This window comes from Rathayibacter agropyri, from assembly GCF_013249015.1.
GTDB classification, from domain to species: Bacteria; Actinomycetota; Actinomycetes; order Actinomycetales; family Microbacteriaceae; genus Rathayibacter; species Rathayibacter agropyri.
In genome coordinates this window covers 184605-198514 of sequence record NZ_JABRPL010000002.1, presented here as the reverse complement: position 1 = coordinate 198514, position 13910 = coordinate 184605, and the positions used below count along the sequence as shown (strand labels likewise).

Genomic DNA, 13910 nt, shown 5'->3' with positions numbered 1-13910 from the left:
GGACGAGCCGTGGCGCTCATCCCGCCGACGCGCGGCGCTCAGCAGTCGTCCCGCACCGGCCGCACCCGAGGAGAGCCATGTCCGTCCCGCGCTGGGAGTACGTCACCACCCCGCTGATGATCCACACCACCACGGCCATCCTGAACACCTGGGGCTCGGAGGGCTGGGAACTCGTCCAGGTCGTCACCGGGCCCGAGGGCGGGCTGGTCGCCTATCTCAAGCGTCCCGTCGCCGAGGCCGACGCGTGATCGCCGAGCGGCTGGCTGAGCTCGGTGTCGAGCTGCCCGCAGTGGCGGTGCCCGCCGGTGCCTACGTGCCCGCAGTCGTGAACGGGTCGCTCGTTTACACGGCGGGGCAGATCCCGTTCGTTGACGGCGCGCTGCCGCTTGTGGGCAAGGTCGGAGCGGAGGTGACGGCCGAGGCGGCGAAGGACCTCGCGCGAGTCTGCGCGCTGAACGCGCTGGCGGCGGTCGCCGAGGTGATCGGGTCGCTGGACCGCGTGACGCGGATCGTGAAGCTGACCGGTTTCGTCGCTTCTGCCTCCGGATTCACGGGACAGCCGGGCGTGATCAACGGCGCATCGGAGCTGCTGGCCGACGTCTTCGGGGAGGCGGGTCGCCACGCCCGCTCGGCCGTGGGCGTGGCCGAGCTGCCGCTCGGGGCGCCGGTCGAAGTCGAGCTAATTGTCGCGTTCGCCTGACCTGTCTTGCTCTCGCGAAATGTCGCGAGATGCGGGCTTCCGGACGAGATGCGCTGCCGCGGCGCTGCATCTCGTCCGGAAACCGCTCTCTCGTCCGTTCCAGCGCACTTCGCGACATTTCGCGGAGGAGGGCTCGGCTCCGGTTACTCAGCGGTGATGGCGGCGGTGATGGCGGCCATCACCTGGGTGTCGGCGAGGGTCGTCGTGTCACCCACGGCGCGTCCCTCCGCCACGTCACGGAGCAGCCGCCGCATGATCTTGCCGGAGCGGGTCTTGGGCAGTTCCTGCACCACGATGACGCGCTTCGGGCGGGCGATCGCACCAATGTGCTCGGCCACGTGCGCCTTCAGCGTCGCGGCCAGCTCGTCGTGCCCGCTCGCGAGCGCCTCCGCCTGGCTGGCCTTGGCGATAACGAACGCGACGACGGCCTGGCCGGTCGTCTCGTCCGCGGCTCCGACGACCGCCGCCTCGGCGACCACCGGGTGCGAGACCAGGGCCGACTCGATCTCGGCGGTCGAGAGGCGGTGACCGGAGACGTTCATCACGTCGTCCACGCGCCCGAGCAGCCAGAGGTCGCCGTCGCGGTCGCGTCGGGCGCCGTCTCCAGCGAAGTAGCGGTCGCCGAACTTCGACCAGTAGGTCTCGACGTAGCGCTCGGGGTCGCCCCAGATGCCGCGCAGCATCGACGGCCACGGCTCGGTGATCACGAGGAGTCCGCCCTCGTCCGCGCCCACCGGGGTGCCGTCGTCATCGACCACGTCGATCGAGATGCCGGGTAGCGCAACCTGCGCCGATCCAGGCTTCAGCGTCGTGACGTCCGGCAGCGGTGACACCATCATCGCGCCGGTCTCCGTCTGCCACCAGGTGTCGACGATGGGGGTGCGCCCGCCGCCGATGACGTCGCGGTACCAGATCCAAGCCTCGGGATTGATCGGCTCGCCGACCGAGCCGAGCAGCCGCAGGCTCGAGAGGTCGTAACGCTGCGGGATCTGTCGGCCCAGCTTCATGAACGAGCGGATCGCCGTGGGTGCCGCGTAGAGGATCGTCACGCCATGCTTCTCGACGATCTCCCACCAGCGGCCCGGATGTGGGCTGTCGGGCGTCCCCTCGTACATCACCTGAGTTGCGCCGTTGGCGAGTGGGCCGTAAACGACGTAGCTGTGCCCGGTGATCCAGCCGACGTCGGCCGTCGACCAGTAGACGTCTGTCTCGGGGCGCAGGTCGAACACGGCCCGGTGTGTGAAGGCCACCTGAGTGAGGTAGCCGCCGCTGGTGTGCAGGATGCCCTTCGGCTTGCCGGTGGTGCCGCTGGTATACAGGATGAACAACGGCTGCTCGGCGGGGAACGGCGTCGCGACGTGGTCGGCGTCGACCGCGACGATCTCGTCGTGCCACCACAGGTCGCGGCCCTCGTGCCACTCCACCTCGTTGCCGCCGCGGCGCACCACGAGAACGTGCCGCACGCTGGACTCGCCGTCGAGGGCAAGCGCCGCGTCGACGGCGGGCTTCAGCGGTGAGACCGCGCCCTTGCGCCAGCCGCCGTCCGCGGTGATGACGAGCGTCGCCTCCGCGTCGTCGATGCGCGCCCGCAAGCTCTCGGCGCTGAAACCGCCGAAGACGACCGAGTGGACGGCGCCGAGGCGGGCGACGGCGAGCATCGCGACGACCGCCTCCGGGATCATCGGCAGGTAGATCGCGACCCGGTCGCCCGGGCGGATACCGAGGCTGGTCAGGAGGTTCGCGGCGCGCTTCACGTCGGCGGTGAGCTCGGCGTAGGTGATCGAGCGGGAGTCACCAGGCTCGCCTTCCCAGTGGATCGCGACGCGGTCGCCCTGTCCGGCGAGCACGTGCCGGTCGAGGCAGTTGTAGGCGACGTTCAGCTCGCCGTCGTCGAACCACTTCGCGAACGGCGGCTCGCTCCAGTCGAGGGTTCTGGTGAAGGGCCGGTGCCAGTGCAGAAGCTCTCGGCTACGAGCCGCCCAGAAGGCGAGGCGGTCGGCAGCGGCCTCGTCGTAGAGCGCGGCGGTCGCCACGGCGTCTTTCGCGACATCGGCGGGCGGTGGGAAGCGGCGGGTCTCGTGTAGCAGGTTGTCGATGGCCGAACCGATGCCGGAGGCGTCAAGGGAAGTGGGCATCTGCGATTCGCTCCTTTGCGAGTGCGACGTTCGCCGACCCGCTCGGCCGGCTGGGACCACCGTATCGCTCAGCCCGGGCGGTGACGGTGTAGGCCGGATGGCGCAGGCGCGGAACCTGAGTGCCCGGCGCGCTTCTGATAAGAGTCAGCCGAGAACGGAGGACGGACTTGGCGATTCGCGATCTTTCCCCTAGAGTTGCATACGGCCGAATGAACTTCGGCTCAGCGGCGCAAGTGATTCCCCCCAATCCAGCGCCGCCGAGGCGGCACCTGTTCCCCCCAATGGGTGCCGCCCCCTTCTTCACGCCAGGCCTTGTCCGGCGGAAGGAACGCCCCCGCTTGAGCCTGGCTCGCGGGGGCGTTCGTCATTCCTCCCCAGGCGCGTCCTGTCCGCTCTGTCCACAGATGCGCCTCCTCTCCACCGCCTGAGCCGTCGCAGTTTTAGCGTTCGGGGATGAGCCCTGACTTCGTGCCCCTCGTTCCTCCCGAGCATCGCCGCGACCCGACGCCCGCGCGTCCAGCAGCGGTCGGCCTCGGCCTCCTCGCGCCCCACGCGGCCGATCCGGCGGTGACGGATCTCTTCGTCAACGGCGAGTCTGGCCTGTGGGTCGATCGCGGGGGAGGGGCGGAGAGGGTGCCGGAGTGGACGCTCGATGCGGCGGGCGCGCGGCGCCTCGCCGTCGCCCTCGTCGCGGCTGGCGGAAGGCACGTCGACGAGGCCAGTCCCTGCGTCGATGTCCGGCTGCGACACGGTGTGCGGGTCCATGTGGTGCTGCCACCCGTCGCCACTGGCGGAGCTCTGATCTCGGTGCGGGTGCCGCGCGCGGACTCCTGGACGCTCGACGAGCTCCAGGCCGCAGGGATGCTCGACGCGCCCGACGTACGGCTGTTGCGGCGGGCGGTGCGCGAGCGCTGGAACCTCCTGATCACCGGCGCCGGCGGATCGGGCAAGACCACGCTGCTCGGTGCGCTCCTGAGCGCCGCCCCGTCCTGCGAGCGGATCGTGGTGATCGAGGACGTCGGGGAGCTGCGTCCGGCGCATCCGCACGTCGTGTCGCTCGAATCGCGGCAGCCGAACCTGGAGGGTGCGGGAGCGGTCGGCCTCGATCGGCTAGTACGGGAGGCACTACGGATGCGGCCGGATCGCCTCGTGCTCGGCGAGTGCCGGGGCATCGAGCTGCGGGAGCTGCTCTCGGCGCTGAACACCGGGCACGACGGCGGTGCCGGGACAGTGCACGCGAACTCGCTCGAGGACGTGCCCGCGCGTCTCGAAGCACTCGGGGTGCTCGCCGGGCTGGGACCGGAGGCGATCGCCAGGCAGACAGTGAGCGCGATCGATCTCGTCCTGCACCTGGAGCGGCGCGGCGGCCGTCGCAGACTCGCGGCGTCGGGCGTCTTCGCGCTCGATCCGGCAGGACGGCTCCGCGTCGAGGAGGGGGCGCTGCCGCCGCGATCGCGGTCGGGCCGGTGAGCGGCGGAGACGGGCTTGACGAGGTCGCCGCGATCGTACAGCGGCTCGCGGTGCTCCTCGCGGCGGGGATCGCTCCGGGATCCGCGCTGGGTCATCTCGCGGCGGCGGAGGGCTCGGGGCGCGGGGTTGTCCGGCGGCGCCGTCTGTTGCGTGCCGTGGCGGAGGAGGCAGCTCGCGGTGGTGATGTATCGGTGGCGTTGCTTCGGGGGCGTCCGGCGTCACGACGGGCGCCCCGCTCGGCAGGCCGTCGTCTGCCGCGGGGGCCTGCGGTGCTGGGTCGCGGAGGTCCATCTGGTGGTAGCGCGAAGCGCCGCAGCGGGCCGACCGATGCCGGGGAGGAGACGGCGTGGGCGGCGCTCGCTGCGTGCTGGCGAGTGGCGGCCGACTCCGGTGCTCCCGTCGCGGCGGCTTTGAGCGCGCTGGCGGAGTCGCTAAGAGAGCTGGCGCGGGCCCGACGCGACATCGAGGTGGCGCTCGCCGGTCCGTCCGCGACCGGACGCGTGGTGAGCGCGCTCCCGGTCGCGGCGATCGGGCTGGGTGCTCTGCTCGGGTTCGACGTCCTCGCAGTGCTCGTCGGCACGGCTCCCGGTCTCGTCTGCCTCGTGGGCGGTCTGGGGTTGATGGCGGCCGCCCATGCGTGGACCCGACGGCTGGTTCGGGCCGCGTCCACCGGCGACCCTGCTCCCGGGCTCGCGCTCGACCTGCTGGCGGTCGCGCTGGCTGGAGGCGGCTCCATCGACTCCGCTCGACACCGGGTGATCGAGGCGCTGGCGGAATGTGGGATCAGCACGGGCGAGCAAGCACTGGCCGATGGCGAGGCGGTGCTGGCCCTCTCGATGGCGGCGGGGGTGCCCGCGGGGCGCCTTGTGCGCAGTGAGGCGGCGTTGGTGCGGGCGCGCGCTGCCTCAGTCGCGCGGGAGCGCGCGGCTCGGCTGGGGGTGACGTTGATGCTGCCGCTGGGGGTGTGCGTCCTCCCGGCATTCCTGCTGCTCGGGGTTGCTCCGATGGTGGTGTCGGTGCTCCTCTCGACCTTCTCGGTGACGACGTGAAAGGGCCGCGGTTACTCCTCCACAGGGGCCGGATTCTCAACGCCTCCACTGATCGGAGGTGTGAGCCCCACGGCCGCCGGCGGTCCACGATCCTCGGAGAAGGGGGCACGAGACGGGGCGGGAATGGAGCGAGATGATGAGTGGCGAGAGCGCGATGCACAGTAGGGGCAGCAGGAAGAAGGAGCCATGGTCCGAGAGTTTGCGGCTGGACGGTGACGGGAGCGGGTCTTTGGGGTCGTGCGGGAGCGTGCTGGGAGACGAGGAGGGATCGGCGACCGCGGAGTACGCAATTGCGACGATGGCCGCGGTCGGCTTCGCGGGACTGCTGGTAGTGATCCTCAAGGGCGACGAGGTGCGGGGGATTCTGACCGATTTGGTCACACGAGCGCTCACGGCAGCGGGATGAGGGCGGGTGCAATCCTTCGCGGACGACTCGCGCAGGAGGAGGGCTCGGCTACCGCCGAGCTTGCACTGGTGCTGCCAGCGGTCGTAGCGGTGCTGGCACTGTGCCTGGGCTCGGTGGCCTCCGCGGCGCAGTACGTGCGGCTCATCAATGCGGCGGCCGACGGGGCGCGCTCGGCCGCTCGGGGCGACGATCCGCGAGCGCCGGTCGCCCGCGCACAACCTCAGGCCTCGGTGTCGACCGAGGAGCGGGACGGGCTGGTCTGTGTCGACGTTCGAGCCACGCTGCAGCCGATCCCGGCGCTGGTCCTGCCGGTCTCCCTCCGCTCGTGCGCGCTGGGGAGTGGGCGGTGATGGTATTGATGCGCGGTGGTGCCACCCAGGAGGAAGGATCGGCGTCGATCGTCGCGGTCGCGGTCGTTACGGGCACGATCCTGGTGACGACCGCGGTGCTCCTCGGATGTGGCGTAGTCGTTGGGCATCAGCGCGCGGTGGCAGCGGCGGACGCGTCGGCCCTCGCCGCCGCGGACGTTGGGTCGGGTCTGGTGCCGGGGGAGCCCTGTGCGGAGGCCGAGCGCGTCGCGGCGGCGGGCGGAGCCTCCGTGCTCACCTGCACCTTCGAGGGCAGTGTCGCGTCTGTGCAGGTCGCGGTCGGGCCGCTGAGGGCGCGCTCGAGGGCCGGACCGCCGCCCTCATGACGTCCGAGAACGCTGTTGTCGATGCCGCTCCGTTCGCCCCTGCGCGGGAGGCGGACGGAGCGGCATCGACGATCAGACGGAGCTGAGCCGCTGGTAGCGGTACGCGGCTGCCGTCGGCAGGGACCCTGCGCCCTCGTCGTGCTCGAGTCCGCCAGAAAGGAGGTAGATATAGTGAGAGCCCTTCCGGGCGCCTGCGATTTCGAGTCGCGCGGCCGGAGCGGAGTCACCGCCGTAAGAGCGGCGGAGGGTCTTGCCCTCCAGCGGACCGTCGAGGAGCTTGGCGGTGTAGGCGAAAGTGGTAGTGGTATGCATCGTTGCCATGCCGTTCATCATGCGCCGATCGGCGCCGCCCGTCACCCCATGCTGCGCAGGCGGAGCTGGTGGCGTCGAGGGGGCGCCCGCCTGGCGTCGGAAGCCCCCCGAGACAGAGGGAGGGGGACAGGACGTCCGGGGGCAGTGTGTATGGTGTGCCTGTCGGACGCCCCGCCGATGCGGACGCGTGGCCGTTCGCAGCACCGGTCCCCGCGCACCGCCTCCCCGCAGCAGGGGACCATCGGACCACTGGTCGTCCGACCCGACAGCATCAATCGAGGAGAACTGTGTCCGGCACGAAGAAGCTGGTGATCGTCGAGTCGCCGGCGAAAGCCAAGACCATCGCCCAGTACCTGGGTGACGGGTACGAGGTGCTCGCTTCTGTCGGGCACATCCGCGACCTCATTGAGCCGAAGAACCTGCCTGCGGAGCTGAAAAAGGGCCCGCTGGGCAAGTTCTCCGTCGACGTCGACAACGGCTTCGAGCCGTACTACGTCGTCTCCGACCAGAAGAAGAAGACTGTCGCCGACCTCAAACGCGCCCTGAAGAACGCCGACGAGCTCTACCTCGCCACTGATGAGGATCGCGAAGGCGAGGCCATCGCGTGGCATCTCCTCGAAGAACTGAAGCCCAAGGTGCCTGTGCACCGCATGGTCTTCCACGAGATCACGAAGGACGCGATCCAGAAGGCCCGCGACAACACCCGTGATATCGACACGTCCCTCGTCGATGCGCAGGAGACCCGCCGCATCCTCGACCGGCTGTACGGATACGAGATCTCCCCTGTCCTGTGGCGCAAGGTTGGCCCCGGGTTGTCCGCCGGTCGCGTGCAGTCGGCGGCGACCCGCCTGGTCGTCGACCGTGAGCGCGAGCGTCTTGCCTTCGTTTCGGCGAGCTACTGGGACCTCGCGACCGTGCTCGCCCCTGAGTCCGATGTGGCGGCGGGCTTCGACGCTCGCCTGGCGCGGCTCGACGGCAAGCGTGTCGGAAGCGGACGCGACTTTGACGATCGCGGGCAGCTGAAGAGCGACGTGACCGTACTCGATGAGACGGGCGCCAGCGCGCTCGCGCTGGCGCTGCGTGACCCGGCCACCACCGTGCAGGTGTCGAGCCTTGAGTCCAAGCCCTACTCGCGCCGTCCCGCAGCCCCGTTCACCACCTCTACGCTTCAGCAGGAGGCGGCGCGCAAGCTTCGCTTCTCGGCGCGCCAGACGATGAGCGTCGCGCAGTCGCTCTACGAGAACGGCTTCATCACCTATATGAGGACCGACTCGCCCGGGCTCTCGCAGCAGGCGCTGAATGCGGCGCGGACCCAGGCGGCGTCCCTCTACGGGGCCGAGACGGTGCCCGACAAGCCGCGTCTCTACTCCGGTAAGAACAAAAACGCGCAAGAGGCGCACGAGGCGATCCGCCCCGCAGGTGAGACGCTCCGCACTCCCGACCAGCTTTCGGGAACCCTCCGTGGCAACGATCTGCGCCTCTACGAGCTCATCTGGAAGCGCACCGTCGCCTCGCAGATGGCCGACGCGAAGGGGTCGACGGCGACGGTGACGCTCCTGGCCGAGCCCGCGGGTGATGCCGCTCAGACCGCCGAGTTCACTGCATCCGGCACCGTCATCACCTTCCGCGGCTTCCTCCTCGCATACGAAGAGGGCCGCGACGAGGAGCGCCACGGCGCCCGCGACGAGAAAGACGCCAAGTTGCCTCCGCTCGAGGTCGGCCAGCGTCTGGTCGTCGCGGAGGTCGAGGCCAAGGGCCACGAGACCTCGCCGCCCCCGCGCTACACGGAGGCCAGCCTCGTCAAGTCGCTCGAAGAGTTGGGGATCGGGCGCCCGTCGACCTATGCCTCGATCATCTCCACCATTGTCGATCGTGGCTACGTCACCCCCCGTGGCACGGCGCTCGTGCCCAACTGGATCGCCTTCTCCGTCGTGCGCCTGCTCGAGGATTTCTTCTCCGACCTGGTCGAATACGACTTCACCGCCGAGATGGAGGGTGATCTCGACCGGATCGCCGGCGGCGAGGAGGACCGCGTTTCGTGGCTCAACCGCTTCTACTTCGGCGGCGGCACTCACCCCGGGCTCCGTCACGTCGTCGACAACCTCGGCGAGATCGACGCGAAGAGCATCAACTCGCTCAAGATCACCGATGACATCACCCTGCGGATTGGCAAGTACGGGCCCTATCTCGAAGTCGCGCAGGAGGAGGGGCAGGAGACGCCCCGCCGGGTGAACCTGCCGCTCGAACTCGCACCCGACGAACTCACCCCCGCCAAGGCGCGGGAACTCGTTGACGCGCCCGTGCAGACGGACCGCGTGCTCGGCAGCAACCCCGAGACGGGCAAGACCGTGGTCGTCAAGGACGGCCGGTTCGGCCCGTACGTCACCGAGACCGATCCCGAACCCGAGACGACCGCCGACCCCACCACTGGAGAAGTCGTCGAGTCGGCACCCGCCAAACGCGGTGCCAAGAAGCCGGCCGTCGTGAAGCCGCGCACCTCCTCCCTGTTCAAGTCGATGGACGTCGCGTCGATCGACCTGGCGACAGCGCTGCGCCTGCTCGACCTGCCCCGCACGGTAGGAGAGGATCCCGAGAGCGGCGAGCCGATCACCGCGCAGAACGGGCGGTACGGTCCCTACATCAAGAAGGGCACCGACAGCCGGTCATTGACGAGCGAGGACCAGATCTTCGAGGTCGATCTGCCGACGGCGCTCGAGATCTTCGCGCAGCCTAAGTACGGCGCACGCCGCGCCTCGAGCGCTCTCAAGGAGTTCGAAGCCGACCCCGTGAGCGGCAAACCGATCCGCATCCGTGACGGTCGCTTTGGCGCCTACGTGACCGATGGTGAGACCAATGTCACGATCTCGAAGGGTCTGACGATCGAGGAGATCGACTTCGAGCAGGCGGTCCAGATGCTCGCTGACAAGCGGGCCAAGGGACCGGCCAAGAAGGCGCCCGCTAAGCGGCCGCCGGCTAAGAAGACGGCCGCGAAGGCGAAGGCGACGGCAACGAAGGCGACCGCCGCGAAGACGACCGCCGCGAAGGCGACCGCCGAGAAGAAGCCAGCAACAAAGACGACAACCGCCAAGAAGGGTTCCGCTCCCGGGACGACGGGCGCCACGGAGTCGTGACCGGGCTGTTCGTCACCCTGGAGGGCGGAGACGGCACGGGCAAGACCACCCAGGCCCGGCTGCTCGAAGAATGGCTGGGAGCGCGCGGCGAGACAGTGGTGCGCACCCGCGAGCCCGGCGGCACAGACGTCGGCGTTCAGATCCGCGAGATCGTCCTGCACCACCGCGGCGAAATCGATCCGCGCGCCGAGGCGATGCTCTACGCCGCAGACCGCGCACAGCACATCGGCACGCTGGTCCGCCCGGCGCTTGAGCGGGGTGAGGTGGTTGTGCAGGACCGTTACATCGACTCCTCCGTCGCCTACCAGGGCGCCGGGCGCGTGCTGGATGCAGGCGAGGTCCGCGCGCTGTCGGAGTGGGCGACGCAGGACCTCCGCCCCGATCTCACGGTGCTGCTCGATCTGGACCCCTCCCTCGCACGCACGCGCATCGATTCGGCACGCACCCGCTTCGACCGGTTGGAGGCCGAGAAGGAGGAGTTCCACGAGCGCGTCCGATTGGCCTTCCTCGCCATCGCCGAGGGTGACCCCGAGCGGTTCCTCGTGGTTGATGCCGCGCTGTCCGTCTCCGCCATCGCCGAGCAGGTGCGCGCCCGCGTCGAGACGCGCCTCGGGCGGCGCACTGTCAGCGCCCGTGGTTAACCTGGTCGCATGAAGGTCTGGAGCCAACTCATCGGGCAGGAACACGCTATTGGGGCACTACAGGATGCCTCCACGCCTCGGAATGACAGCGGGCACGAGTCGGCCTCGATGACGCACTCCTGGCTGCTCACCGGTCCACCGGGATCTGGCCGCTCGAACCTCGCCTACGCCTTCGCCGCCGCGCTGCTGTGCCGGAGTGGCGGCTGCGGCGAGTGCCCCGACTGCCGCCAGGTCGCGGCGCGCTCGCATCCCGACCTCTCGGTCCTGACGACCGAACGCGTCATCATCTCGATCGACGAGGTCCGTCGGCTGGTCAGCAGTTCTCAGTACTCGCCCTCGATTTCGCGCTACCGCGTCATGGTGATCGAGGACGCCGATCGGATGAGCGAGCGCACCTCCAACGTTCTGCTGAAGGCGCTCGAAGAGCCGCCGGAGCGCACTGTGTGGATCCTCTGCGCGCCAAGCGAGGCCGACCTCCTGCCCACGATCCGCTCCCGGACGCGCTCGGTACGCCTCCGGGTGCCGAGTGTCGACGACGTGGCCGGGCTGCTGCAGCGTCGCGACGGGGTCGACGCCGCGACTGCGGAGCGAGCTGCGCGTCAGGCGCAAAGTCACATCGGGATGGCACACAGGCTCGCGACCGACGCGAACGCCCGCGAGCGGCGCGAGGAGACGCTCCGGATCGCCCTGCGCCTGCGGGGAGTCTCGGACGCGGTCCTCGGAGCGGCCCGGATGATCGAGGTCGCGACCGAGGATGCGAAAGCGATCACGCTCGAGCGCGACGAGGTGGAGCGGCAGCAAGCTCTGCACTCCCTCGGCGTCGAACCGGGCGGCACGGTCCCCGCGCAGCTCCGCTCGCAACTGCGGGCGCTCGAGGAGGACCAGAAGCGGCGGGCGACTCGTAGCCTCCGCGACGGTCTCGACCGTATCCTCGTCGACTTGCTCTCCCTCTACCGCGATGTCGTTCGCCTCCAGCTCGGAGCACCCGGGGGAGTGATCAACGAGGAGGTGCGGCCGGAGATGAGCGCTCTCGCCGACTCCACTTCGCCCGAGCGCACCCTGGACGTGCTCGACGCCGTTGGCACTGCTCGTCAGCGGATCGACGCCAACGTCTCCCCGGTGCTCGCCCTCGAGGCGATGCTGGTCGTCGCTGCTCGCCGGGCGGTGGCGGCATGATGCGCGCTCGCCGCTCCTGGTCGCTCGCGGCCCTCGTCGTGGTCGTCCCTCTCCTGACGGCCTGCTTCGCGCCTGGTCCGACCGTCGAGAAGACCTCCACGCCGGCGCCGCAAAGCGTCGACGCCGACCTCGCTCGCTACTACTCGCAGGTCCTCGTCTGGGACGACTGCGGCGACGGAGCCCTCTGCGCCACCGCGACGGTCCCGCTCGATTGGGACGAGCCGACCGGTGACACTGCGTCGATCGCACTTGTGCGCCGGCCCGCGACGGAAGGCCCCGCTCTCGGCTCCCTCCTGGTCAACCCCGGCGGACCAGGCGGCTCGGGCGTCGACTTCATCCGCAACAGCGCCAAGTTCGCGGTCGATTCCCGGCTCGCCGCACGCTACGACGTGGTCGGCTTCGATCCCCGCGGCGTGGGAGCCTCGACTGCTGTGTCATGCCTTGACGGCCCCGGCCTCGACTCCTACCTCTACGGCATCACACCGGGCGAGCGCGGTAGCGACGAGTGGATCCAGGCCCAGCGGACCTCGGCCGCGGCGTTTGCCGCCGGGTGCGAGCAGCGCAGCGGCTCCCTCCTGCCCGAGGTGGGCACTCCCAACGCCGCGCGCGATCTGGACGTCCTGCGCGCGGCGCTCGGCGACAAGACCCTGAATTACCTCGGGTATTCCTACGGCACCTACCTCGGCGCCACGTACGCTGGCCTGTTCCCGGACCGCGTCGGACGGCTTGTGCTTGACGGAGCGATCGACCCCGCGGCGACCTCGTTGGACATCGTCCGCGAGCAAGCGAAGGGCTTCGAGAGCGCGCTGCGGGCTTACCTCGCGGACTGCCTCGGCTCCGAGGGCTGCCCCTTCACCGGCTCGGTCGACGAAGCGATGACGCAGCTGCGCTCGATGCTTGAGCGGGTCGATGAATCCCCGATTCGGGCGAGCGACGGTCGGCAGCTCGGAGCGACCACGCTGTGGACGGCGATCATCTATCCGCTGTACGACGCGACGGGATGGCACGCACTGAGCGAGATGCTCTCGGACGTGCGGCGTGGCGGCGCCACGATCGCGTTCCGATACGCCGACGCCTACAACAGCCGCAGTGCCGACGGGACCTACTCGGACAACAGCACCGAGGCGTTCCTCGCCGTCAACTGCCTCGACCACTCCTCCCCTGCCGACACCGCCTCGGTGCGCGCTAACGCGGCGGCTCTCGAGGAGGCGGCTCCCACCATCGGCCGCTACCTCGCCTACGGTGAGATCATCTGCGGCGAATGGCCGGCCGCGTCCCAGGGCTCGCGCGCGCCGATCCGAGCGGAGGGCGCTGCACCGATCGTCGTCGTCGGCACGACGCACGATCCCGCGACGCCCTACGTCTGGGCCCAGGCACTCGCGGGCGAACTCGCGGACGGCCACCTCATCACCTACGACGGTAAGGGACACACCGCATACAACAAGTCGAACTCGTGCGTGAACGACGCGGTCGACGCGTACCTGATCGACGGCACCGTCCCCGAGAAGGATCCGCGGTGCTGACCGAGCAGGAGCGACCTCGCGAGCGGCCTGGGCTCCGAGAGCGCAAGCGCCTTGCGACTCGCCGGGCGATCGAGATTGCAGTTCTCCGCCTCGCCAGCGAGCGGGGGCCGGAGCGGGTGACGATCGAGGACGTGTCGAGGTCTGCGGATGTCTCGACCCGGACCTTCTTCAACTACTTCGCCTCGAAGGAAGACGCTCTCGTCGGCAAACTTCCGGTGATCTCCGACGAGACCGCCGCCGCGTTCGTTCTCCGTGAGGGGCCGGTGCTCGACGATCTGCAGCGCGTCTTCGTCGCGGTGATGGAGCAGCTTGAGGACGACCGCGAGTTGCACGTACTGCGGCGCGCGCTGTTCCGCGAGCAGCCGCACCTGGTCGGCCTGAAGATCGCGGGGATGCGCGAGTTCGAACTCGCCATCGAGGGGCTGATCGTCGAGCGCCTTCACCGCAATGACGGCGACGCAGAGCGGGTGCGCAGCCGCGCGAGGATGCTGACCCTCGTGGGTCTTGCAGCGGTGCGGCACGCGTGGGCGGCGTGGGTCGACCACGACGGTCGGGAGTCGCTGTCCGGATGGATCGCCCGCTCCTTCGAGGAGTTGCGCGACGTACTGGTCTGATGACCAGACCGCGCTCGATTCACCCTGGCCCGCGCGGGCAGGCTATGCTCTGTAATCGT

At 69.7% G+C, this 13910-nt stretch carries 14 protein-coding genes; 12 read left to right on the top strand and 2 right to left on the bottom strand.

Annotated elements, in window-relative coordinates; all coding sequences use genetic code 11:
* Positions 1–77 precede the first annotated feature (77 nt).
* Complete coding sequence (sp36, locus tag HRF29_RS06510) at positions 78–248, top strand: Sp36 family protein (protein ID WP_173246541.1); 171 nt, start codon at positions 78–80, stop codon at positions 246–248.
* Complete coding sequence (locus HRF29_RS06505; RefSeq protein WP_343043673.1) at positions 245–700, top strand: RidA family protein; 456 nt, start codon at positions 245–247, stop codon at positions 698–700. The genes sp36 and HRF29_RS06505 overlap by 4 nt, the downstream gene beginning before the upstream one ends.
* A gap of 143 nt (positions 701–843) precedes the next feature.
* On the opposite strand, the gene acs is transcribed toward HRF29_RS06505, so the two are convergent.
* Complete coding sequence (gene acs, locus HRF29_RS06500; RefSeq protein ID WP_173247665.1) at positions 844–2808, bottom strand: acetate--CoA ligase; 1965 nt, start codon at positions 2806–2808, stop codon at positions 844–846.
* Between the two features lie 480 nt (positions 2809–3288).
* Between acs and HRF29_RS06495 the strand changes: the two genes are divergently transcribed.
* From HRF29_RS06495 to HRF29_RS06475, 5 genes are all read left to right on the top strand, one after another.
* Complete coding sequence (locus HRF29_RS06495; protein ID WP_173246538.1) at positions 3289–4305, top strand: TadA family conjugal transfer-associated ATPase; 1017 nt, start codon at positions 3289–3291, stop codon at positions 4303–4305.
* The gene (locus HRF29_RS06490; RefSeq protein ID WP_173246535.1) at positions 4302–5354 is read left to right on the top strand and encodes a type II secretion system F family protein; all 1053 of its coding nucleotides are present in this window, start codon (positions 4302–4304) and stop codon (positions 5352–5354) included. The genes HRF29_RS06495 and HRF29_RS06490 overlap by 4 nt, the downstream gene beginning before the upstream one ends.
* A gap of 205 nt (positions 5355–5559) precedes the next feature.
* A complete protein-coding gene (locus HRF29_RS06485) occupies positions 5560–5760 on the top strand; it encodes a DUF4244 domain-containing protein (RefSeq protein WP_246226851.1) in 201 nt (66 codons plus the stop codon).
* The gene (locus tag HRF29_RS06480) at positions 5757–6110 is read left to right on the top strand and encodes a TadE family type IV pilus minor pilin (RefSeq protein ID WP_173246532.1); all 354 of its coding nucleotides are present in this window, start codon (positions 5757–5759) and stop codon (positions 6108–6110) included. Before HRF29_RS06485 ends, HRF29_RS06480 begins: the two co-directional genes overlap by 4 nt.
* Entirely contained in the window at positions 6110–6454 is a 345-nt protein-coding gene (locus HRF29_RS06475; protein WP_246226802.1) for an Rv3654c family TadE-like protein, read from the top strand. Before HRF29_RS06480 ends, HRF29_RS06475 begins: the two co-directional genes overlap by 1 nt.
* Positions 6455–6526: 72 nt before the next feature.
* Here the strand turns inward: HRF29_RS06475 and HRF29_RS06470 are convergent, their stop codons facing one another.
* Positions 6527–6775 carry a hypothetical protein gene (locus HRF29_RS06470; protein ID WP_246226801.1) on the bottom strand — a complete coding sequence of 83 codons (249 nt, stop codon included), beginning with the start codon at positions 6773–6775 and terminating at the stop codon, positions 6527–6529.
* Between the two features lie 278 nt (positions 6776–7053).
* On the opposite strand from HRF29_RS06470, the gene topA reads away from it, so the two are divergent.
* The 5 genes from topA to HRF29_RS06445 are packed head-to-tail and all read left to right on the top strand — an operon-like array spanning position 7054 to position 13851.
* Positions 7054–9897, top strand: coding sequence for a type I DNA topoisomerase (gene topA / locus HRF29_RS06465; protein WP_173246529.1), 2844 nt, complete (start codon positions 7054–7056; stop codon positions 9895–9897).
* Positions 9894–10538 (top strand): dTMP kinase, encoded by a 645-nt coding sequence (gene tmk / locus HRF29_RS06460; protein WP_173246526.1) that lies wholly within the window; start codon positions 9894–9896, stop codon positions 10536–10538. Before topA ends, tmk begins: the two co-directional genes overlap by 4 nt.
* Before the next feature lie 9 nt (positions 10539–10547).
* Positions 10548–11714 (top strand): DNA polymerase III subunit delta', encoded by a 1167-nt coding sequence (locus HRF29_RS06455; protein ID WP_173246523.1) that lies wholly within the window; start codon positions 10548–10550, stop codon positions 11712–11714.
* A complete protein-coding gene (locus tag HRF29_RS06450; RefSeq protein ID WP_173246520.1) occupies positions 11711–13237 on the top strand; it encodes an alpha/beta hydrolase in 1527 nt (508 codons plus the stop codon). The genes HRF29_RS06455 and HRF29_RS06450 overlap by 4 nt, the downstream gene beginning before the upstream one ends.
* On the top strand, positions 13231–13851 hold the full coding sequence (locus HRF29_RS06445; RefSeq protein ID WP_173246517.1) for a TetR/AcrR family transcriptional regulator: 621 nt from the start codon (positions 13231–13233) through the stop codon (positions 13849–13851). Before HRF29_RS06450 ends, HRF29_RS06445 begins: the two co-directional genes overlap by 7 nt.
* Positions 13852–13910: the final 59 nt, after the last annotated feature.